This is a genomic window from Shewanella electrodiphila, from assembly GCF_023283985.1.
In the GTDB taxonomy this organism is placed as follows: domain Bacteria; phylum Pseudomonadota; class Gammaproteobacteria; order Enterobacterales; family Shewanellaceae; genus Shewanella; species Shewanella electrodiphila.
This window is the reverse complement of record NZ_JAKIKU010000005.1, coordinates 114,667-135,637: the sequence shown is the minus strand read 5'-3', so window position 1 is coordinate 135,637 and position 20,971 is coordinate 114,667. Positions and strand designations below refer to the sequence as shown.

The following is a 20,971-nucleotide window of genomic DNA, read 5'->3' as shown; positions in this document are numbered from 1 at the left end:
AATATTCACTTCATCGTTTATTTGTAGCGTTTAGATTTTTATGAAAAATAAGAAAATATCATAACCCCCATTTATCATATGTTGCCTGATTGAATATCATTTTCTAAGCGTGCAGTGACAAGCTTATCTCTATAAATATATGGTTAATCTACTAAAGATTTATCGTGGCAATATGTGTTCTCGCCCTCAACTAGGTGCATCTGTCACTATGATGGATATCTCTGTCGGTGTCCTATTCATGAAACATCTTTTAGGGAACAATTAAGAAAGCGCTGCTAATCAGTAAACTACCGAAACAAGTAAAATCACCTTTTCGGCATACCTTTACAACGCAATAATGACAAAAGGCAGCGGATATTCAACTAGTGCAGGAATTGCTAGGCATTGAGATTTATAAAACACTAAGCTTTAAACTCATGATATTGGCCGTCATTTCAGACATACCTTAAGCTCTGTAGACAGGTAATTATTCAGACAGCTAGTGTTTTTAAAAGATAGTGTTTTAGACAGATAATAATTTGACTCAGTTAAACGCTGTAAAAAAGACACTAACATTAACTAACTTAATGTAAGCGTCTTAATCAGCGAGTATAGATTCGTGTCACTTAATTAGTCTACGACTCCAATACAGTCTTTAATCGTTTCTGCACCACACCCACTAATAAATCAGGTTGAAACTTAGAGATAAACTCATCACAACCGACCTTTTCGACCATAGCATGGTTAAAGCTGCCGCTAAGTGATGTGTTTAGTGTGATAAATAAGGATGACATGCGTTTATCGGCGCGTATCTCAGAGGTGAGTTTATAGCCATCCATCTCTGGCATTTCAGCATCCGTTATCATCATTAATAACTCAGTTGATACGTCTTTACCTTCATCTGCCCAGCGCTGTAGTAATTGTAGCGCTTGTAATCCATCCGAGGCTTCAATAATCTCAATGCCCAGCTGACTTAGGGTATCTCTAACCTGCTTTCTTGCGGTTGAAGAGTCATCCACAATCAGTATTTTCTTGCCTGGCATTTGGGATGCAAGTTGTTCATCTAACACACCTTCTGAAAGGGTAATGTCATAGTCAATAATTTCGGCAAGTACCTTTTCCACATCAATAATCGATACCAAACGTTCGACATCATTATCCTGCAACTTGGTAATTGCTGTTAAGTAATTATTAGGGCCTGCTGACTTTGGTGGCGGCATAATGTCGCTCCATGTCATATTAACAATGTGCTCGACTTTACCAACTAAAAAACCCTGCACGCTGCGGTTATATTCTGTGATAATTAAATTACAATCATCAGACACTGGCATTGGGCTAAACCCAATCGCCCCTCTAAGATTGATCACCGGAATCGACAGTCCGCGAATATTGGCCACACCACTTATATTGGATTTGCTACCGGGAATCGCACTTAACGCGGGTAACTTAACCACTTCTTTTACTTTAAAAACATTAATCGCAAATAATTGAGTTGCATTTATTTTGAACAGTAGTAATTCCAACCGGTTTTCGCCCACTAATTGGGTGCGTTGATCTACAGTATCAAGAACTTTCTTCATTATGGTGTCTCAGTTAACTCAACATCGATTTGGTTAAATTATAATTGATTTAGATAAAAAAACTGTAAAGTTCATCGTAATAAAACAGTCTCGTTCCAAAATTATTTCTATTTAGTATAAATTTACAACAATTATAATTTTATTAAGATCTTATCGGCACGAAACGCCGTATCATTAGCTATAAATCAACAAGCCGCAGTCAAGGCTTTGAATCATCGAAAAAACATCCCTATAAAGGAAATAAGATGCGCAAAAAAACAGTAAAAATAATCGCTTCTGCTTTATTACTTTTATCTACCAGCGCCTGCACTATGCTTGACACCAAAGTGGCTGTTATTGATGACTTTAATCTAGATAATTATCTTGGTACTTGGCATGAAATTGCCAGGTTAGACCATTCGTTTGAAAGAGGTTTAAGCCAAGTTACCGCAACCTACTCTTTAGAAGGCGACAAAGTTGTGGTCATTAATAAAGGGTTTTCTGAACAAAAATCTCGTTGGAAAGAAGCTGAAGGTAAAGCTTACTTTATGGAATCGAATGATATCGCCCGTTTAAAAGTGTCCTTTTTTGGCCCTTTCTATGGCGCTTATCAAGTGCATGACATTACGACTGATGAGCAAGGAAATTACCAAGCCTCACTCGTTATTGGGCCCAATAATGAATATGCCTGGATTTTAGCCCGTAGCACCAGTATTTCTGCCGAAGTAAAGCAACGCTTTGTTGAAAAAATGAATACTTTAGGTATTAAAGAACAAGAATTAATTTGGGTTAAGCAAAACGAGCAATAAATAGTGATCATCACGTGGGACAAGGTCGTATACATACCTGATTTAACAATAAACCTTGTCTCTCACATTGAGTCAATCATCATATAGGTGCAGTTATGATTTTACCCTTGTTTCCACTGTCAATTTGTCTACTGCCACAAGGCTTTACGCAACTAAGAATTTTTGAGCCTCGCTACAAGCGTTTGGTCACCGAATCTTTAAAGTCTGGTGAAGGATTTGGCTTATGTATGCTCAACAGTAGCAACGAACTGATGCCCATTGGCACTTGGGTACACATCATTGACTTTGAAACATTAGATGATGGCTTGCTAGGGATCAGCATTGAAGGTCGACAACGTTTTAAAGTCAATCAGTTTGACGTTGAAACTGATGGCCTTAAGCGCGGTGATGTTACTTTACTCCCTGATTGGCCAAGCAGTGATTTAATCCCTAATCAGCAATTCCTGAGTGAGTCACTGCTGCAAATTCTTGAGCAATACCCGACTCACTTGTCTCATTATAACAAAGACGACTTTGAAAACATTTCTTGGGTTTGTCAGCGTTGGTTAGAGATTATGCCGATTACGGCTGAAGAAAAGTATCAATGCATCAATAGCCATAACCATGAAATGACCCAAGAGTTGATTACAAGCATCATTAAGTAATGATGCTTGGTTTATTCATCATGCCATGAGTACGACATTGACTCATTACCTCACTCCCTTTTTTTCACCCTCCAAAACCCGATTAAGCTCATAACAAAACAAGTTCAACAAAATTTAATAAATTTATGATCTTTTCTATTCTGGTTTGCGTATCAATATTCAAGTCGCATGTTCACCGTTTTAATCATCTCAAAAGAAAAGTGAACATCTGTATTTTTCGAAGTTTATTTATAAGACTTCATTTGTAGACGCGAGTGAAAATAAATGGAAAATTTTCAATCACAAACGCCACAAAATCGTTATGATAAAGGTATGTTATCTAAAAATAATAGTGCCATGACCACAAACGATTCTAGTGACAACGAAGCGCAGTACCTTGCAGAACTTATGATGCAAGTCGCTAATGATCGCAGCAAAGCTGCGTTTGCAAAATTGTTTGCACACTTTTCTCCTAAGATCCGTGCATTCGGTATGCAGAGGTTAAGTCAACAAGGTCTAGCAATGGACTTGGTTCAAGAAACCATGACTCGTGTGTGGACCAAAGCACATCTATATAATGCAGACAAAGCAGCCGTAAGTACCTGGGTGTTTACTGTAATGAGAAATCAGTGCTTTGATATGCTGCGTAAAGTGCAAAATAACCGTGAAGATGCTTATGGTGATGACATTTGGCCTTTGTTCGAATCAGATGAAAGCGATGAAACAGATAACGACTTTAAACTTTCAGCGACATTACTCAAACACGTTGATGACTTGCCACCACTTCAAAAACAAGTGGTACAAGGGATCTATATGCAAGAGCTGACTCAACAAGAGCTTGCAGACAAACTTAAAGTGCCCATTGGTACGGTAAAATCAAGATTAAGACTCGGTTTAGAAAAGTTAAAAGGCTTCATGGAGAAACATTATGATTAAGTATCACCCCAATCAGGACTTGTTAACACTCCATGCAAAAGGCGAGCTTCCTTTATCTCTTTCAATTGCTGTTTCAGCCCACTGTGAACTTTGTGCTGAATGTACTGAAAAAGTCACTGCACTAACATTAGCGGCGTCTGATGAAAATTTTGCGATGTCACAGGTATCAACTGATAACACTCAAATGAACGCGGCATTAGATGCAGATCTTGAAGCATTGCTAGCTGATATGATGTCAGACGATAGCGTACTTGATAACGCTCCAGCAGCGACTATAGGTGCTTCAGAAAACATAAGCGCTTCGGCAAATATCAGTACCAATGTTAAAGGGCAGGATTACACCTTACCCCGCGCATTCAGGCAGCAAGTGGTTAATCACTGGCAAGGAATTGGCAAAGTCAGTCGTTTACGCTTAGACACTGGTGAAAATCAAGCTCGTGCTAGTTTGCTACACATTGCTGAAAATGGCGAGATACCACAACACAGCCACAAAGGTGAAGAGTTAACCTTGTTGTTAGCTGGCGAGTTCAGTGATGAATACAACACTTACACTGCAGGCGATTTCATTTTACTTAATGGCGAACATGAACACAGCCCTAAAACAGTAGAAGGTTGTTTATGTTATACCGTTGTAGATGCACCTTTGTATTTCACCAAAGGCATTAGCAAGTTGCTCAACCCTATCGGTGAGTTGATTTACTAAAGCGAGATAGAACCAGTAATTTGCTTAAATGAATTAAGCACTGTGAGTTATTTACACCAAATCATTTACAGTAAAAGCACAGCGATAGTTATCGACAAATATAGTGTTTGGTAACTATTGCTGTTGTTTTACATTTTTCGGTGAATTTATCCCCGAAAAAACACTGATTAGTTCACCTTTTAGTCTGAAACTGTTCTATTTTGAAAAAAATGTATTGCTATATAAAAAATATACGCATATTATCCGTTATGTTATTAAGTTAACTTGTATTTATTCGTTTACCCTTCTGTTAGTCATATAACTGCACCAGTAAACCCACACTACAAGTCATTTTGCAAAGTTCAACATTGTCGATAATTGTCATTAGTTTGTCATATGGCTATGTTCAACTATTCAAAGCAAGTATGTTGGCGATTAAAACAATTAATCAATTTAAGCCTACTTGTAAGTGTAATGAACACAATTAACTTAAGCAGACAAAACTAAACCAATACACAAAGAAACTTACGCAACACAACTGCTTAAGGATATTTATTGTTATTACTTACTCACCATTAGGTGAAATTTTAAACAAGGAGTGTGGCACATGTCATACAACATTAATGGTCATGAAATTACAGTTAATTTCCCTGTAAACTCAATATCATCAAACAAAAACTCAATAGCTTTTACTGACAGCCAAGGTAAAACTAAAACAACTTTTTCAAAGCGCACTGAAGCGTTAAAATTTATGAAATGGTTGATTACGGCTAACAAGTAACACTTTCTATAACGCTTGCGTTATTCATTTGCTCAGTTACTCAATAAACATCGCTTCTCGGTATTTCCTCTCACACATTACCGGACGTTTATTAGAACTGAGCAATATGAAAAGAACCCTCTCTCGAACCACTAACCTGTTCTCAGAATCACTTACCTAGTTTGTCAATTTCAGTTTTACGCACAATACCCCACCAAAATATAAATAACGATAAATACAAAACCTGAACTGACATACTTCCTCATCAGTCTTATTTGAGTGTTACTTTGCCTGATACTTCCGATGTTACTTTGCCTGATACTTGCGTTGATACCTGGCTAACATGCTTGGATTACCTAACACGCCACCTTGATGCAAATACATTAGCGGCGCAGTGTTATCTATATTATCCACGGTACTTGATTGCGTAAAAAAATGTTCAAGCATAATAAAACCCACAGGATCGTATAGCAGCTCAAATTCAATGCCACTTGCACACACGCGCTGCCACATCTCATAACACTCACGTTTTAACTTTCCAAAGTGATATTTATTGCCATTAGAGATAATACGTGGGTGATGAAGCGCATTTTCGCTTAACTGATTGAACTGCAACCTTAGGTAATCATCACCACCAACGCAGCTGCAAGTCAGTACATTCACTTCTGGTAAATCTTCATGCTCAAATCGCTTTATCTTAAAGAAGCGTTGTAAGAATAATGCTGTGGTGCCAGTGCCTGATGGTAAAAATAGGTTTAGGGTTGAATAGTGTTTTTCATGTATCCAGTCGAGAATTTGTTGACCTAGTTGTTCAAGGCCAATAGCGGCATACTCACAGCGACCGCCCTCTGGAATATACAATTCATTGTCTAACGCTGATTTGGCAAGCTCTGTCACATAGCTATCAATGCTTTCAGTGACATGCTCAGGCTTTTCGATGATATTGGCACCATTCTCAAGTGCCGCCAAATAATTACCTTGTGGGTTTTGCTGTAAGTAATTGGCGATATGGTCAACATAATAATCCAACTGCCAGCCGCGCATTTTTGCCAACACAGCAAGCGAATGCAAAGAGTTGGCTTGCGCAGAACCATAACCCACCAGCTTAGTGATTTCAGGATATTCTTTTTCAAGAAAATACTGAAACTTGCGGGCTTTGTTGCCACTAAAGTCTGGATGGATCAGGTCGTCACGTTTAACAAATATTTCTCGCTGCGCAAATGTCATGGTCTCGACGGGCGTGGGCGCAAACATAATGATTCACTTATTCAATGATTAAAAACCTTAATGACTATTTTACCTAAAAATTAGTGAGAACCGCTATCTCGAACTTATCCTAGAACGTATTCAATAACATTCCATGAGCCTTGTTGGATATATTTGTTTGATAAGGTCAAGCTGCATAAATGAATAAAATCGATATAAAACATAAACTAAGATAACTCCCACTTTAAAATATAAGCAATGAAAAATTATTGGCACATTTCTAGCTATCTAAACATAAGACTTAAAAAAGACTTAACAATTTTATTCATTCGAAACTAAGGGATTATCAATGTCAGTGTTGAGATTAATATTTAATATTGCGTGGTTCATCATGGGCGGGTTTGTAATGGGACTTGCGTGGTGGTTAGCAGGGCTATTATGTTTTATCAGTATTGTTGGTATTCCTTTTGGACGTGCTTGCTTTGTGATTGGCGAAATGGCTTTTTGGCCTTTTGGACAAGAAAATGTCAATCGCAAACATTTATCAGGAATTGAAGACTTTGGTACGGGCCCATTAGGTATGGTCGGTAATGTTATTTGGTTCTTATTCTGTGGTATTTGGTTAGCTATTGGTCACCTTACCCATGCTCTGGCTTGTTTTGTGACTATTATCGGTATTCCGTTTGCGATACAACATGTCAAATTAGCACTATTAAGCCTCACGCCTATCGGCCAAACAATTGTAGCTAAAGAAAGTTACTAATCTAGCTAAAAAGAGTGACTAACTGAAACAACACAATGCGGATGGCATCAAGCGTATAGATAGGGCCTGTTGAACTTTTGAGGTTGTTTTTGCAGCGAATTGTTGGTCATTTGTACAAGGCAGAGACTTTGTGGTGTAGTTCTTCATAAAAAGCTTATTCTACATAAAAAGTCGATAACGCAGTAAAAACGATCAACAGGCCCTAGACACTTACCAAAAAGGAACTCAATTGAGTTCCTTTTTGGTATCCACTTTTATAACTGATATTAATAATAGGAATCGCAATTTTAAGACCTTTACTCAAGGGACAATATGTAATCAAACTCTTGCTGAGTGACAGGTTGTACACTAAGTCTTGCTCCCTTGCTGACTAATAGCATTTTAGCCAGATTAGGATCTGCTTTTAATTCAGCCAGCGTAATGATGCGTTTAAATTTTGATTTATAGGTTAAATCTACTGCTACCCAGCGTGGATTATCAATGGAAGATTTAGCATCAAAGTAGGTTGAAGTTTGATCAAAAGCACTTTGGTCAATATAAGGCTCTGATGATACTGTTGCTAAACCCACTATGCCTGGCACTTTACAGCTTGAATGATAAAAAAAGACTGTATCGCCGAGCTTTACTTTATCCCGTAAAAAATTACGAGCTTGATAGTTTCTGATCCCATCCCAAGTTTCTGTTTTATTTTTGCATTGCTGTAAATCATCAATACTGAACTCATCAGGTTCAGATTTCATTAACCAATAAGCCATATCTCGTTCCTATTTTTCTAGCTTTCATCAAACAAAGCGAATTCTTCTAAAATTAAATCTGTGAATAACTGCCCTGCTCGGCCTAATGGTCGCTCAAGTGTCGACACTAACTGCGGTGTGAAACGAAAACGATGACCACCAACAAAATCAACAATCGCTAGCTGAGTGCTGTCGAGCTCTTCAGCAATCAAATATTCTGGCATCCAGCCAAAGCCTAATCCTTTTAGTAACGCATTCTTCTTCATGATAAACCCTGATAAATAAAACACTTTATCGCCACCAAATTGTAACTCATCTCGCTGTTTTGTCGGTGCAGAATCTTCGATGGTCAGTTCAACATGTTGCTGCAATTCAGATAAACTCACCGATGACATGGTGGCTAAAGGATGCTGCGCTGAACACACTAAAATGCTGGTCACTGTGGGTAATTGTTTTGCAGAGAAATATGGCGCAGCAACATAATCTTTGACCAACATTAAATCAGCTTTATCACGCTCAAATCGATGCTGAACCCCGCCTAAGAACTCCATATTCAGCTGCACTTTAGTAGGAACATTATTCTCAGACATACGCTTAAGCGCGGTCATGATGGGCTCCATCGGTAAAGCGCCATCAATGACCAACTCAAGCTTTGGCTCCCATCCTTCACTAAATCGGCTGGCCAAATGTTCAATATTCGATAAATGCTGCAGTAATCGCTGTCCTTCAGCCAAAATGACTTTGCCTTCAGGGGTTAACTCAGCACGGTATTGATCTCGATTAAATAATTGCACCCCTAAATGCTGCTCAAGCTTTTTAACTTGATAGCTTACCGCTGACTGTGCTTTGTGTAATCGCTCTGACGCTTTAGAAAAACTTCCTTCTTCAACAAGCACTTGCAGAACATTAAAGGCTTCTACATCAATTTTCATTTTTTACCCTCTCGCAAGCTCTGTCCAATTGCTGTGACACTATTGTAAACAAACCAATACCATCTAAAAAATTGATTAAGTTACGTGGTTTATTATTCTTTTTTTTGTCCATTCTAGCAACTAAATTGATAACTAGATCACAAAGTGTTTGATTTTATTGCGCTAGAAAACACCAACAAAAACAGCGCCAGTATCAAATTAAATACCATTTAAAGAGTAAATTAGCTTAAGGAGTCAGTATGCCTGTATATGTTCAGCAAGGTCAGATACCTGCTAAACGTCATATCGCTTTCGAAAAAGAATCGGGCGAGTTATATCGTGAGGAATTATTTTCAACTCACGGTTTTTCTAATATTTACTCCAACAAATATCATCACAACATGCCAACTAAAGCACTGGCTGTTGCACCTTACTCAGTTGACCATGGTGAAACTTGGCAGGATTCATTAATCCAAAACTACAAGCTGGACTCACGCCAAGCTGATTGTGAAGGCAACTTTTTTAGTGCCCGTAATAAAATATTCTTTAATAGCGATGTCGCTATGTACACCGCAAAAGTCTCTGAAGATACCGCTGAGTTTTATCGTAATGCTTATGCAGACGAAATTGTCTTTATTCACAATGGTTCGGGTAAATTGCTCAGTGAGTATGGCGAACTTGAAGTTAAGCAATGGGACTATTTAATTATCCCACGCGGTACGACTTATCAACTTAAGTTTGATGATTACGCCAACGTTCGCTTGTTTGTCATTGAGTCATTCTCAATGGTTGAAGTGCCTAAGCATTTTAGAAATGAATACGGGCAGATGCTTGAGTCTGCGCCTTATTGCGAGCGCGACTTTAGAACACCTGTATTAACTGAAGCCGTTGTTGAACAAGGTGAGTTTCCGCTAGTGAGTAAGTTTGGTGATAAATATCAAGTGACAACACTAGAGTGGCACCCATTTGATCTTGTTGGCTGGGACGGTTGTGTTTACCCGTGGGCATTTAATATCACCGAGTATGCTCCTAAGGTCGGCAAAATTCATTTACCGCCTTCTGACCATATCGTATTCACAGCTAACAACTTTGTAGTATGCAACTTTGTGCCACGGCTTTATGACTTCCACCCTCAATCTATTCCAGCGCCTTATTACCACAACAATATCGATAGTGACGAAGTCCTATATTACGTTGATGGCGATTTCATGAGCCGTACAGGGATTGAAGCCGGTTATATGACCCTGCATCAAAAAGGTGTGCCTCATGGGCCGCAACCAGGAAAAACCGAAGCATCAATCGGCAAAACAGAAACCTACGAATATGCGGTAATGGTAGATACCTTTGCACCACTTAAATTAACCGCTCATGTAAAAAACTGCATGAGTGATGATTACAACCGTTCATGGATTGAATCATAACAACAAAATTTGATTCACCTGTACTCAGTTTAAACGTCACCAAAGAGTGACGCTCAAAGCAAATAAAATTAAGGAAAACACAATGGCGAGCGAAACAAACCCACTTGGTCTTTTAGGCATTGAATTTACAGAATTTGCCAGCCCTGACACTGATTTTATGCATCAAGTGTTTATTGACTTCGGTTTTTCTATGCTTAAAAAAGCAAAAGCGAACGATATTGTTTATTACAAACAAAACGATATTAATTTCTTACTGAACAAATCTAAGCAAGGTTTCTCTGCTGATTTTGCTAAGTCTCATGGACCTGCAATTTGTTCTATGGGCTGGCGTGTTGAAGATGCTGAGTTTGCATTTAACGAAGCCGTTGCTCGTGGTGCAAAACCTGCTGATGATGCAGCAAAAGACATGGCATACCCTGCAATTTACGGCATCGGTGACAGCTTAATTTATTTCATCGACGTATTCGGTGAAGCGCAAAATATCTACATCAATGATTTTGAAGACTTAGCAGAGCCAATGATTGTTGAAGAGAAAGGCTTTATGGAAGTCGATCACTTAACCAACAACGTTTACAAAGGCACCATGGAAAAATGGGCTAACTTTTATAAAGACATTTTTGCCTTTACTGAAGTGCGCTACTTTGACATCAGCGGCGCACAAACCGCATTGGTATCTTATGCGCTTCGCTCTCCAGATGGCAGTTTCTGCATTCCAATCAATGAAGGTAAAGGCAACAATAACAACCAAATTGATGAATACTTAGGCGAGTATAACGGCCCAGGTGTACAACATTTAGCATTTAGAAGCCGCGATATCGTAGGTTCATTAGACGCAATGGAAGGCACTGCAATTAAGACGCTAGATATTATTCCTGAATATTACGACACCATTTTCGATAAGTTGCCACAAGTGACTGAAGATCATGACCGTATTAAGCATCACCAAATCTTAGTCGATGGTGATGACGATGGTTACTTATTACAAATTTTCACCAAAAACTTATTTGGTCCTATTTTCATTGAAATTATTCAACGTAAGAATAACTTAGGATTTGGTGAAGGTAACTTCAAAGCGTTATTTGAGTCTATTGAACGTGACCAAATGAAACGTGGTGTGCTTTAACGAATACGGCTAATGAAGCCTTATTCTTGGTAAATAAAAAAGCCCGCTGTTTTTAACAGCGGGCTTTTTACGTTCTGAACTTATTCCACTTTTTTAAAAATGCACGTCCCTTTAAAAAGGTGCTTCTTACAATAGGGTTTCTTAAAATAGCGTTTCTTAAAAAGGCGCTTATTAAAACGGAATATCGCAGTCTATTTCAAATCGAATCCCTGTCACTGGATGAGTGAAGCTTAAATAACTGGCATGCAGTAATAGCCTTGATGCTAGGGTTTCTGATATTGCATTGCGGTATAAATCGCATCCCAGAATCGGGTGACCAATATGTTGACTGTGGATCCTTAATTGGTGTGTACGACCGGTAATCGGCGTGAATTTTACCCGCGTCACTGGCACTTTTTGCTCGGACTTTTCGACATTGACGTTGATATTGGCATAGACATTAATACTGGCGCCAACATTAGCATTGGCGTTAACAAAGCTCTCCTCAATCACCTCAAACTCTGTTAGCGCTTGTTTACCTGTATCGCTACAGATTTTCATATACGGAAAATTATCGACATCCTTCGCAATTGCGGCGTTAATCACACCCGTGCTTTTTAACTCATCTGATAAATGACCATGCAGCACTGCGTGATAACGTTTATTAATGGTTTTATCTTGAAACTGCTTGGTTAGTTGGCCATTGATCGTTTTATTTAATGCCACCAGCATAATGCCAGAGGTGCCAAAATCGAGACGATGAACCAGTGTTGCCGTCGGAAAATCTTGCACTAAACGATAATGAACAGAGTCCTTATTAAGCGGGTTCTTACCCGATAAACTCAGTAAACCACTGGGTTTATTGATCAACAATAAATGCTCATCTTGATATAGGATGGAAATCTGTTCAGCGCATGGTGGGGCAATAAATTCTGTCATCACAGCCTTAGGTATTTATTAAGGCAAGAATGGTAATAAAAAGGTGGCAATTAAGCCACCTTTGTTGTGTTTACTCATGATAAATTTTTTCTAAATCAAAGCAGTCTTTTGCTTTAACTCTGATATAGATTTCAGATACTTAAAACTGCAATGACACTGTATCTGTCGCATCTTCATTATCAGTCACGGTTAACTGCACCTCATTCGCTTGCCCTGCACGTTTAAGTACAATACGGCGATTCGACTGATGGCCATCATTAAACAACCATGATTGCGATGTAATTCGTCCATCTTCATCGACACTTCGTGAAATAAACACTTCAAAGAACCACAAATTTATGTATTGAATCGCGGCTGTTGGAGCAGCATTTTCAGGAATATCAGTCACCTCGACTGTTTGCGTCGAACTATCTGACTCACCTTCTGCATCTGTTACCGTTAAGCTGACTTGGTAAACGCCATTACTTGTAAACGCATGACTTGCAGACATCCCTGTGGCAGTGCTTTCATCACCGAACTGCCATTGGTGTGTTAACCCATCTTGATTGTCATCAGTAGAAGTAGAAACAACTTCTAACTGCGCACCATTTATTGCCCATGTAAAGCTTGCGACAGGGACTTGATTTGCAGGAGTGAATTGTAACTCGACAACCATAGGGTCGTGATCTGAAGAGCGATAAGCATCAGCAGCATAGTAATTAACAAGCTGGGTATCCGATTTATATTCTTGGTTATAATCCAAAATTGAAGGTTCATCAGCATTAATATGCCAATCAGTCACATTCAACACATTATCAAGTAATGCATCATTCACTAATGCATGGTCTAACTGACCAGCTTTACCTGAGTAAACATAAGAATAAGCATCCGAAATACCAAAGTGGTTAAACAACTCAGTAAAACCATTCTCGGTTAATGCAGTCACGGGGTCTTCTTTGGCGTAAGCATTTAAATCACCAATAATCAGTACTTTGGCTTGTTCACCATTAACATCATATTGCGCTGCCAGCCAAGGCATCATAGCTTGAGCAGCCCTAGTACGAGTGAGGTTACAGTTACCTTGACCATCACCTACATCAGGATCCCCTACGCTATTACAGTTACTGCCTTTAGATTTAAGGTGGTTTACTGCAACAACAAACTCATCCCCAGTAGCAGCATCAGCAAATAACTGAGTCACCATTGGGCGGTTTTTACTGTCATCAAATAAGGGCAAGTCTTGTTCATCTAATGGTGAGTTACTCGTGTTTAGCACTTTGGCATCACCTACAGGTAAAACGCGGTCAACTTGGTAGATTAACCCTACGGCTATTTCATCTGTGCCGACAGTGGTGTCACTTGCAGCAATATAATCATAACGGTTGGCAACCGTTGCATCATTTAAAGCACTGACTAAGTTTGCGATAGCAGACAGGTCTGAATAGCCATCATTTTCGATTTCCATTAAACCAACGACATCAGCATTCATGGCAGCTAACGCATTTACAATCTTAGCTTGTTGACGTTCAAACTCACTGAGGGAATCTGCTCCCCGTGATGTTGGAAACCCGTTACCCTGTCCATCACCGTTAAAGTAATTTAGTACGTTGAAACTTGCCACAATGACATCGCCGGTTCCCACAAGCTCTGGTGTCGTTGTACGAGAGTTACTAGCAATAACATTGACAGTGTGAGTTGGCATCACTCGATATTCATTAAAGCTGTAATGCAAAACCCCAGTGATAGATGAGATAGAATCACCTGCACGAAGACTGTTATAAGCAGATAATTGCGGCGCAGGATAAGGCACGACATCTGGGTTTTGAATGGTTGCGCCATCATCTAGGATGATGCGGTCTAAGTCATAACTTGCTTCTAGTGCTAACGCATCAGCACCAGGATTTGCAACTTGTGTCCCTGTATAATGACGTTCGCTACCTAATTCTGCCTCACCATATCGACCTAAGTTGGCGACAGTATTCACCACTAAAGCTTGCTCAAAACCGATTAACATTCCCTCGTAAGCTTCAAGTGAAAGTGTGCTTTGTACGGGTAAACTTATTAAAGATACTTGAGGTAATACTTGCTGAGTATCACACACGATACTGCCACTAATATCAGCGAGTTCTGTGAGATTGTTATACTCTTTTACTGTCGCTTGTAATCTGACTCTATCGCCCATATTGACAGCGATTGGTTGTGAATCTGTATAAACAAATATGCCTTCAGAAGTGTTCGGGTCGGCATCAATCTCATTATCAGCCATTTGTAAGTAAAAACCTTTTAGACCCGCTTGCATATCACTGGTGACAATACCTTCTACAATGACCGTCTCGCTTACTAATGGACTGATATCACTGCTACCTTGAATGGTATGAATTGCAGTAAATGAATCACCACAAATCAGCTCAACTGGCTCAGTTGGGTCTGTTGGGTCAGTTGGGTCAGTTGGGTCAGTTGGGTCAGTTGGGTCAGTTGGGTCTGTCACGGAACCATTAAAACTGCCAAGATCACTGAAATCATCTTTTGCAAATCCAAACCAGTTATCTAAAGAAACTGCATCATCAGGATTTGTGTCGGCAATGATGCCATCGTGATTGCGTCTTAAAGTATTATCTTTCGTCGACAAATCACCTGAGCCCCACTCAGAGCCAGGATCCACTCCTACTTGACCCAGTGAGTCGACAATCGTTGTTTGATTAAAGAGTACAATGGCATCATCACCATTAAAAAAACTCGTTGTAGATAACTGCTGAGCTTTTGCTAGTATCTCAGAAGACGCATCATCATCTGCAATAACAAAAGTTGCACCCACATCAATCTCACCAGTTAAACTGATAGCGCCGCCACTGTTACTATTACCATTGAAGAAGAACTGAAGTTGATAACCTGAAAGATCGACTGCTTCATTAGTGGGATTGTATAGTTCAATCGCCTTATTATTGCTGCTTCCTTCAATGTATTCAGAGATGATTAAATCATCCGCATAGCTTTTGGCTGCTAAAGTCGCCATAGATACAGTAGATATGGATAAAGCTAATAACGAAAAATTGAACTTATTCAGTTTGCAAAACATGTGTAACCCCTAGATTTATTAATCTATCTTTATGTGTTTATAGTATTTTTATCATTTTGGTTTAATCCAAAACTACCCAAGACTATAAACAGCAAGGGTTGCACATTTGTTAAGATTCAATTACATATCGATACAGTGCTCTCGAATAAGTCTTTCGTATTAATGAAGAAAACAAGTCAAATTAAGGCACAAAAAAACCGCTCAAATGAGCGGCTTTTAATGTTGGAATGCCTTACATATTAACATCAACAATATAGTGGCCTTGCAGCCAGTTACGGCCAATCAGTAGCTTGTACGTCATCTTACTGCGATCACGTAGGTTAACATCAACTTTAAATTCTTCACCGGGTTCGCCGATTGTTAATGTCACCATGTAGCGGATCTCACTCCCCTGTGCATTACGAATTAAAGAAGTGCTATGAATACGGGCTGTGACATCTACCGTTTCATTTTTTTCATTCATTGTTGTAAATGTCACATCTTTACCAACATTATTATCCATGTTGGTTTTATCTTCATCTTTAATTCTTAAATTTACGGCATGCAAGGAGTTTTCTACTGCACCAGTATCGATACGAGTATCAAATATCAAACCAGACTCGACAATACTGATCCCAGCAGTTGGCCCGATAAATTTCTTTTCAGATACGTCAACCACATAGCGGCTCTTTAACCAATTGCGGCCAATCAGTAATTTATAGTCCATTGTGGTTCTATTTTTTAAATTTACTTTGACCTTACGGGTGCTTTCGCCAAAGGTAATAGGTAATTTAACCGCATAACGGGTTTCAGTGCCTTGAGAGTTACTCACCGTTGACACGCCGACAATTTCAGCAGTAATTTTTTCTTGCTCGCCTTTCTCATTAAAAGTCGTGAAAGACACATTTTTACCTATGTTGTCTTTCATTTTTTTCGCACTGCCACCTTCGACGTTAATATCTAGAGCATGCAATGACGAGTTAACTGCGCCTGTATCCATTCGTGCTTCAAATACAACTCCATTTTGACTAACTGACATCATTTCAGTTTGGCCTAGTACTTCTTTCTCAGCCGCCATACTTGAAAATGAAATACAACAAATGAAGGTAGCATTAATGATTGTTTTGAACATGCAAAAGTCCTGCAAGTAAGATGAGTTAAAGTTTTATAATGAAATTATCTAAGGATTTGTTCGATTTCTTTATCAAACAAGTTTTTGATCAAACCAGAAAACTCTGTGATAAACACACTTTGATCTGGCGTTGCATTATGGCTTGCAACACTAGCTAAAATCTCTTCAAGATCATAGACAATAGCATCAATTTCACGAATGACTTTATTGCGCTGAGCAAATGATAGGTTTGGATTCTGGCCACAAACCATAATGATTTGGGCTGATAGTTGGTCTTCGAATAATTCCATTATAGTTTGGCTATTTATACTGTTATCTTCTGATGCTTCAAACAGCCCTAAATGCTCAGTTAAATATTGAATTAAATGAATGTAACCATCTTTATCAGTGACCATTATGTCCCCTGTATACGTGGCTTTTGAACTGCAAAAGCCACTCGTTAATTTTCTAAATAAGCAACATCGTCAGTTATTGGGATAGAGTCAAAACAAAAGAGACTGGAACAGCTAAACTAATGCTGCTTAATCCTGCGACTTCACGGAGCTTATTGACCCCTTCAACAAGATCAAAATCATTTGCTTGAATTATGACAGGAGCCATACTGCTCACCACCATTTTTTTATCCGATAACTTAGCGACTAAAACATCAAATGTTATTTGACGACTTTTACCGTGTAGCTCTATTGTGCCATCAATTTGTGTAACTAATGTTGAACCTACGCTCAAATCAGCCAATAATTTAGGATTAACGACTGCTGATAACCCAAGTTCTGGAAATTTAGCCACTTCAAATAACATGGTTTGCATTCGTTCATCACGAATTTCAACACCCGTGTCAACGCTGACCAAATCAATCGATAAATTAAACGCACCCTCTGGCGTTAGACTACCACTTACTTTCTTAAAGTCATGAACTTCAGCAATATCGCCTTTCTTAATTGAGATAAAACTGACTTTTGAGTGCCCCTGTTTAACTTGCCAGTCGGCTGCAAAGCTCGCCGCAGACATCAAAGAAGTAGACAGTAACGCAATGGGTAACACTTTGAGCCATTTTTTCATCATTAATCCCTTTTGTGAATAAAAACAGTTAAATTATAGATTAAAATTAATTAACTCGTAGGCTATCCAAACGTTGAGTTAATTCAATCTTGCTACATTAGCAGCTAAAAGTCATAAATACATAGATAACACTGACTATAAACGACTTAGCCATTTATCAAGTGCCTGTGCAAAAGCATGTTTGTCTGCTTGCGAAAAGCTATTTGGCCCAGCAGTATGCACACCACTACTTCTTAGCTCTTCCATAAAATCACGCATGGTTAAGCGCTGCTTTATATTATCAACCGTATAGATATCGCCACGAGGGTTAAACACCATCGCACCTTTTTCAATCGCATCTGAAGCTAGCGGAATATCCCCAGTAATCACTAAGTCACCGTCTTTTAATTGCTCAACAATATAATTGTCAGCTTCATCAAAACCTGAGCTTACTCTGACGACGGAAATATTAGGTGAAGCAGGCACTCTAATAAGCTGATTAGCCACCAAAATTAACGGCACCGATTTTCTATCGGCAGCACGAAAAAGCATTTCTTTAACTGGGTTGGGACATGCATCGGCATCGACCCAGATTGTTTTACTCATTACATTATCTCAGCAAATTAAATTTGTTACGTCATTAACACCACTTACGGCGCTAATCGATCAATATTCCAGCCCGAGGGATTCTTTTGATAAACAAAGCGGTCATGTAACCTACGCTCTCCGCCTTGCCAAAACTCAATACTTTCAGGTTTGATGCGGTAGCCACCCCAGAATTTAGGCAGTGGTACTTCGCCCTTGGCAAATTTATTTTTCATCTCATTAAATTTGCCTTCTAGTGCTTGGCGAGCACTGATTTTACTCGATTGTTTCGACACCCACGCGGCGATTTGGCTGTCTTTGGGGCGACTCATAAAGTACTTAGTCACTTCCATCATAGATAATGGTTCTGCTTCACCCGTTACCGCCACTTGTCTTTCTAGCGGATGCCATGGAAACAGTAGGCTGGTCTTGGCATTTTGCGCTAGGTGTATCGCTTTGCGGCTTTCTAAATTAGTGAAGAAAACAAAGCCATCATCATCAAACTTTTTGAGTAACACGATACGCTGAAAAGGTTGCCCATGTTCATCTACTGTTGCAACACACATTGCAGTAGGGTCGGTCAACTCTGCTTGTTTCGCTTGCTCAATCCATTGGGTAAACAAATCCATTGGGTTTTCAGGCAAATCGTTACGGCGTAATCCACCTTGAGTATATTCTCGGCGGATATCAGTTAAATCATTCATTTAGATACCTCTTTAATTACTGTCATTATACTCACAGTTGCTGATATATGATCATGACATTGCTGATAATTATGCTTATAAGCATTAATTGCAAAAAGTAGGCATAAAAAAACCAACGATAACCGTTGGTTTTCAAATAAGGTCAGTAAGTAAACTTACTTTTTAACTAAACCTTTGCCTTCTGCCCACACATGAAGCAACTCAAGACCTAAGGTCGCACCAGCAAGCGCCGTAATATCTGCTGAATCATAAGCTGGGGCGACTTCGACAACATCCATACCCACGATATTCATGCCACGAAGACCACGGATGATTTTCATTGCTTTGTCACTGGTTAAACCACCACAAACTGGCGTACCAGTACCAGGTGCATAGGCAGGATCGAGACAATCAATATCAAACGTAACGTAAAGAGGCATATCACCAACACGCTGCTTAATTTGTTCTACAATTTGCGCCGCAGTTAGATCGTTGGCTGTGGCTGCATCAATCACTTTAAAAGCATGGTCAGCGGTATTGTATTCAGTTCGAATACCAACTTGAATTGAATTTTCAGGTGCAATTAAGCCTTCATTCGGCGCATGAAAAAACATCGTACCATGATCATACTTGCTACCTTGGCTATAAGTATCTGTGTGCGCATCAAAGTGCAACAAAGCCATTTTGCCGTACTTTTTATAATGCGCGCGCAATAAAGGTAAAGTAACAAAATGATCGCCACCAAAGCTTAATAATGCTTTGTCACTATCAAGTATACGGGTTGCAAACCCTTCAAGCCGTGTAGTGAAATCTTCTTGATCACCACAATCAAACACTAAATCACCCGCATCAACGATATTGATAGTCTCGCTGATTGAAAAATCCCACGGCCAGCGTGTTTCTTCCCATGCAAGGTTTACTGATGCACGACGAATAGCATCAGGCCCCATACGACCGCCCGAGCGTCCCGTTGTTGCCATATCAAACGGTAGTCCAATAACAACGACATCTGCATCCGTTTCAGTCGGCTTAAAGTTAAGCGGCTGACGTAAGTAACCAAACGCATTGGAATACAATGAATAATCTGCTTTTTCAGCAAAAGTGCTCATACAACTCTCCGTAAAGGCGAAACGCCAATAACTACAAATATTCTGGTATCAGCACTTCATGACAAAGTTGCTGATAGTGACTAAAATTAACCTCGTACCCTTGCTCAGTCGCAAGCGAGCAACTCCCCAAACACAAATGTGCAGGGAACCCGTCAGTATTTTTAGCCGAATTAAAACCAATCACATCCCAGCTACCAGGATTAAGACTGCTCAATAGCCTTGCGTAAATATCAACCGGATGCTCCGATAGGTTTACATTGGTTTCTAAACTCACATAGGAGCTTTTTTCCTGAGGGGTAATATGAATCGTGAAATACTCTTGGCCTTTAATGCCATTAATTGAATAACCAAAAGGTTCAAACAAAAAGTCATCCACGATGAAATCAGGAAACAATTCCGCCAATTGCAATAATTCACGAATGCCTTGTGCTGATTGATTCATGCCACGCAAATAATCAGCTGCATCGCCGTTAATATGGTACATCAACAATTCATTTGTCGTATCAGCAGCTGGCGCAATAAACGGCTTCTTGGTACTAAACATATAATGATGATGTGAATCTAAGTGGCCAATTCGGTATGCATTACCTGCTATCGTTTGACGGATTTTTTTCAAATCATCTTGAAATGAACTTGACTGCAAGTGCGACAAATATTCATTTTTACGTTGATAACTGGCAAAACCAATCGCCTCTTCACCCACACTCTCAATAAATGACATCACAGCGTCAGCAAGTGTCGTTGTGCCACAAGTCAGCATCACAAAGCGGTCATCCCACACGAACAAGCTGGACTCACTTAATAAGTAGGCATCACAAAACTCATTACTGACTGAGGATAATATTTCAGCATTAGCGCAGGCGACAATGTCAGCCCAAAATGGCTGTCCAAAGCTGCGCAATTTTTGAGATGAGTCAGCTAATATGACTTCAATCTTTTTTTCAGAACCTTCAAAAAACATATTTT

General features: G+C 39.3%; 21 protein-coding genes. 8 read left to right on the top strand and 13 right to left on the bottom strand.

Going from position 1 to position 20,971, the window contains the following annotated elements; all coding sequences use genetic code 11:
- Window positions 1-614: 614 nt before the first annotated feature.
- On the bottom strand, window positions 615-1,559 hold the full coding sequence (locus L2737_RS11020) for a chemotaxis protein CheV (protein WP_102527944.1): 945 nt from the start codon (window positions 1,557-1,559) through the stop codon (window positions 615-617).
- Between the two features lie 245 nt (window positions 1,560-1,804).
- Between L2737_RS11020 and L2737_RS11015 the strand changes: the two genes are divergently transcribed.
- The 5 genes from L2737_RS11015 to L2737_RS10995 all read left to right on the top strand — a co-directional run bounded on the left by L2737_RS11015 (window position 1,805) and on the right by L2737_RS10995 (window position 5,369).
- Window positions 1,805-2,347 (top strand): lipocalin family protein, encoded by a 543-nt coding sequence (locus tag L2737_RS11015; protein ID WP_248955729.1) that lies wholly within the window; start codon window positions 1,805-1,807, stop codon window positions 2,345-2,347.
- A gap of 95 nt (window positions 2,348-2,442) precedes the next feature.
- Entirely contained in the window at window positions 2,443-2,991 is a 549-nt protein-coding gene (locus L2737_RS11010) for an LON peptidase substrate-binding domain-containing protein (protein ID WP_229369028.1), read from the top strand.
- A 264-nt stretch (window positions 2,992-3,255) separates the two neighbouring features.
- Entirely contained in the window at window positions 3,256-3,906 is a 651-nt protein-coding gene (locus L2737_RS11005; protein ID WP_102527947.1) for a sigma-70 family RNA polymerase sigma factor, read from the top strand.
- On the top strand, window positions 3,899-4,609 hold the full coding sequence (locus L2737_RS11000; RefSeq protein WP_102527948.1) for a ChrR family anti-sigma-E factor: 711 nt from the start codon (window positions 3,899-3,901) through the stop codon (window positions 4,607-4,609). Before L2737_RS11005 ends, L2737_RS11000 begins: the two co-directional genes overlap by 8 nt.
- A 586-nt stretch (window positions 4,610-5,195) precedes the next feature.
- Window positions 5,196-5,369, top strand: coding sequence for a hypothetical protein (locus L2737_RS10995; protein WP_102527949.1), 174 nt, complete (start codon window positions 5,196-5,198; stop codon window positions 5,367-5,369).
- Window positions 5,370-5,654: 285 nt separating this feature from the next.
- Here the strand turns inward: L2737_RS10995 and L2737_RS10990 are convergent, their stop codons facing one another.
- Window positions 5,655-6,602 carry a 1-aminocyclopropane-1-carboxylate deaminase/D-cysteine desulfhydrase gene (locus L2737_RS10990; RefSeq protein WP_248955728.1) on the bottom strand — a complete coding sequence of 316 codons (948 nt, stop codon included), beginning with the start codon at window positions 6,600-6,602 and terminating at the stop codon, window positions 5,655-5,657.
- A 301-nt stretch (window positions 6,603-6,903) separates the two neighbouring features.
- On the opposite strand from L2737_RS10990, the gene L2737_RS10985 reads away from it, so the two are divergent.
- On the top strand, window positions 6,904-7,317 hold the full coding sequence (locus L2737_RS10985; RefSeq protein ID WP_229369031.1) for a YccF domain-containing protein: 414 nt from the start codon (window positions 6,904-6,906) through the stop codon (window positions 7,315-7,317).
- 296 nt (window positions 7,318-7,613) lie between these two features.
- On the opposite strand, the gene L2737_RS10980 is transcribed toward L2737_RS10985, so the two are convergent.
- The gene (locus L2737_RS10980) at window positions 7,614-8,072 is read right to left on the bottom strand and encodes an EVE domain-containing protein (RefSeq protein WP_248955727.1); all 459 of its coding nucleotides are present in this window, start codon (window positions 8,070-8,072) and stop codon (window positions 7,614-7,616) included.
- A 17-nt stretch (window positions 8,073-8,089) separates the two neighbouring features.
- Complete coding sequence (locus L2737_RS10975; protein ID WP_248955726.1) at window positions 8,090-8,983, bottom strand: LysR family transcriptional regulator; 894 nt, start codon at window positions 8,981-8,983, stop codon at window positions 8,090-8,092.
- Window positions 8,984-9,222: 239 nt separating this feature from the next.
- Here L2737_RS10975 and L2737_RS10970 point away from each other — a divergent pair, with 239 nt between their 5' ends.
- Entirely contained in the window at window positions 9,223-10,383 is a 1,161-nt protein-coding gene (locus L2737_RS10970) for a homogentisate 1,2-dioxygenase (protein ID WP_248955725.1), read from the top strand.
- 82 nt (window positions 10,384-10,465) lie between these two features.
- A complete protein-coding gene (hppD, locus tag L2737_RS10965) occupies window positions 10,466-11,506 on the top strand; it encodes a 4-hydroxyphenylpyruvate dioxygenase (protein WP_102527955.1) in 1,041 nt (346 codons plus the stop codon).
- Window positions 11,507-11,677: 171 nt separating this feature from the next.
- Here hppD and L2737_RS10960 read toward each other — a convergent pair whose 3' ends face one another.
- From L2737_RS10960 to L2737_RS10920, 9 genes are all read right to left on the bottom strand, one after another.
- Window positions 11,678-12,424 carry an RluA family pseudouridine synthase gene (locus L2737_RS10960; protein WP_248955724.1) on the bottom strand — a complete coding sequence of 249 codons (747 nt, stop codon included), beginning with the start codon at window positions 12,422-12,424 and terminating at the stop codon, window positions 11,678-11,680.
- Between the two features lie 139 nt (window positions 12,425-12,563).
- Entirely contained in the window at window positions 12,564-15,479 is a 2,916-nt protein-coding gene (locus L2737_RS10955) for an ExeM/NucH family extracellular endonuclease (RefSeq protein WP_248955723.1), read from the bottom strand.
- Between the two features lie 232 nt (window positions 15,480-15,711).
- The gene (locus tag L2737_RS10950) at window positions 15,712-16,590 is read right to left on the bottom strand and encodes a putative ATP-dependent zinc protease (RefSeq protein WP_102527958.1); all 879 of its coding nucleotides are present in this window, start codon (window positions 16,588-16,590) and stop codon (window positions 15,712-15,714) included.
- 44 nt (window positions 16,591-16,634) lie between these two features.
- Window positions 16,635-16,985 (bottom strand): DUF3802 family protein, encoded by a 351-nt coding sequence (locus L2737_RS10945; protein WP_229369038.1) that lies wholly within the window; start codon window positions 16,983-16,985, stop codon window positions 16,635-16,637.
- A gap of 73 nt (window positions 16,986-17,058) precedes the next feature.
- Entirely contained in the window at window positions 17,059-17,649 is a 591-nt protein-coding gene (locus tag L2737_RS10940; protein ID WP_198589560.1) for a YceI family protein, read from the bottom strand.
- A 135-nt stretch (window positions 17,650-17,784) separates the two neighbouring features.
- On the bottom strand, window positions 17,785-18,234 hold the full coding sequence (locus tag L2737_RS10935) for a YaiI/YqxD family protein (RefSeq protein ID WP_102527961.1): 450 nt from the start codon (window positions 18,232-18,234) through the stop codon (window positions 17,785-17,787).
- Between the two features lie 44 nt (window positions 18,235-18,278).
- The gene (gene pdxH, locus L2737_RS10930; RefSeq protein WP_102527962.1) at window positions 18,279-18,917 is read right to left on the bottom strand and encodes a pyridoxamine 5'-phosphate oxidase; all 639 of its coding nucleotides are present in this window, start codon (window positions 18,915-18,917) and stop codon (window positions 18,279-18,281) included.
- Between the two features lie 155 nt (window positions 18,918-19,072).
- A complete protein-coding gene (gene speB, locus L2737_RS10925; protein ID WP_102527963.1) occupies window positions 19,073-20,005 on the bottom strand; it encodes an agmatinase in 933 nt (310 codons plus the stop codon).
- Window positions 20,006-20,036: 31 nt separating this feature from the next.
- Entirely contained in the window at window positions 20,037-20,966 is a 930-nt protein-coding gene (locus L2737_RS10920) for an adenosylmethionine decarboxylase (RefSeq protein WP_102527964.1), read from the bottom strand.
- Window positions 20,967-20,971 lie beyond the last annotated feature (5 nt).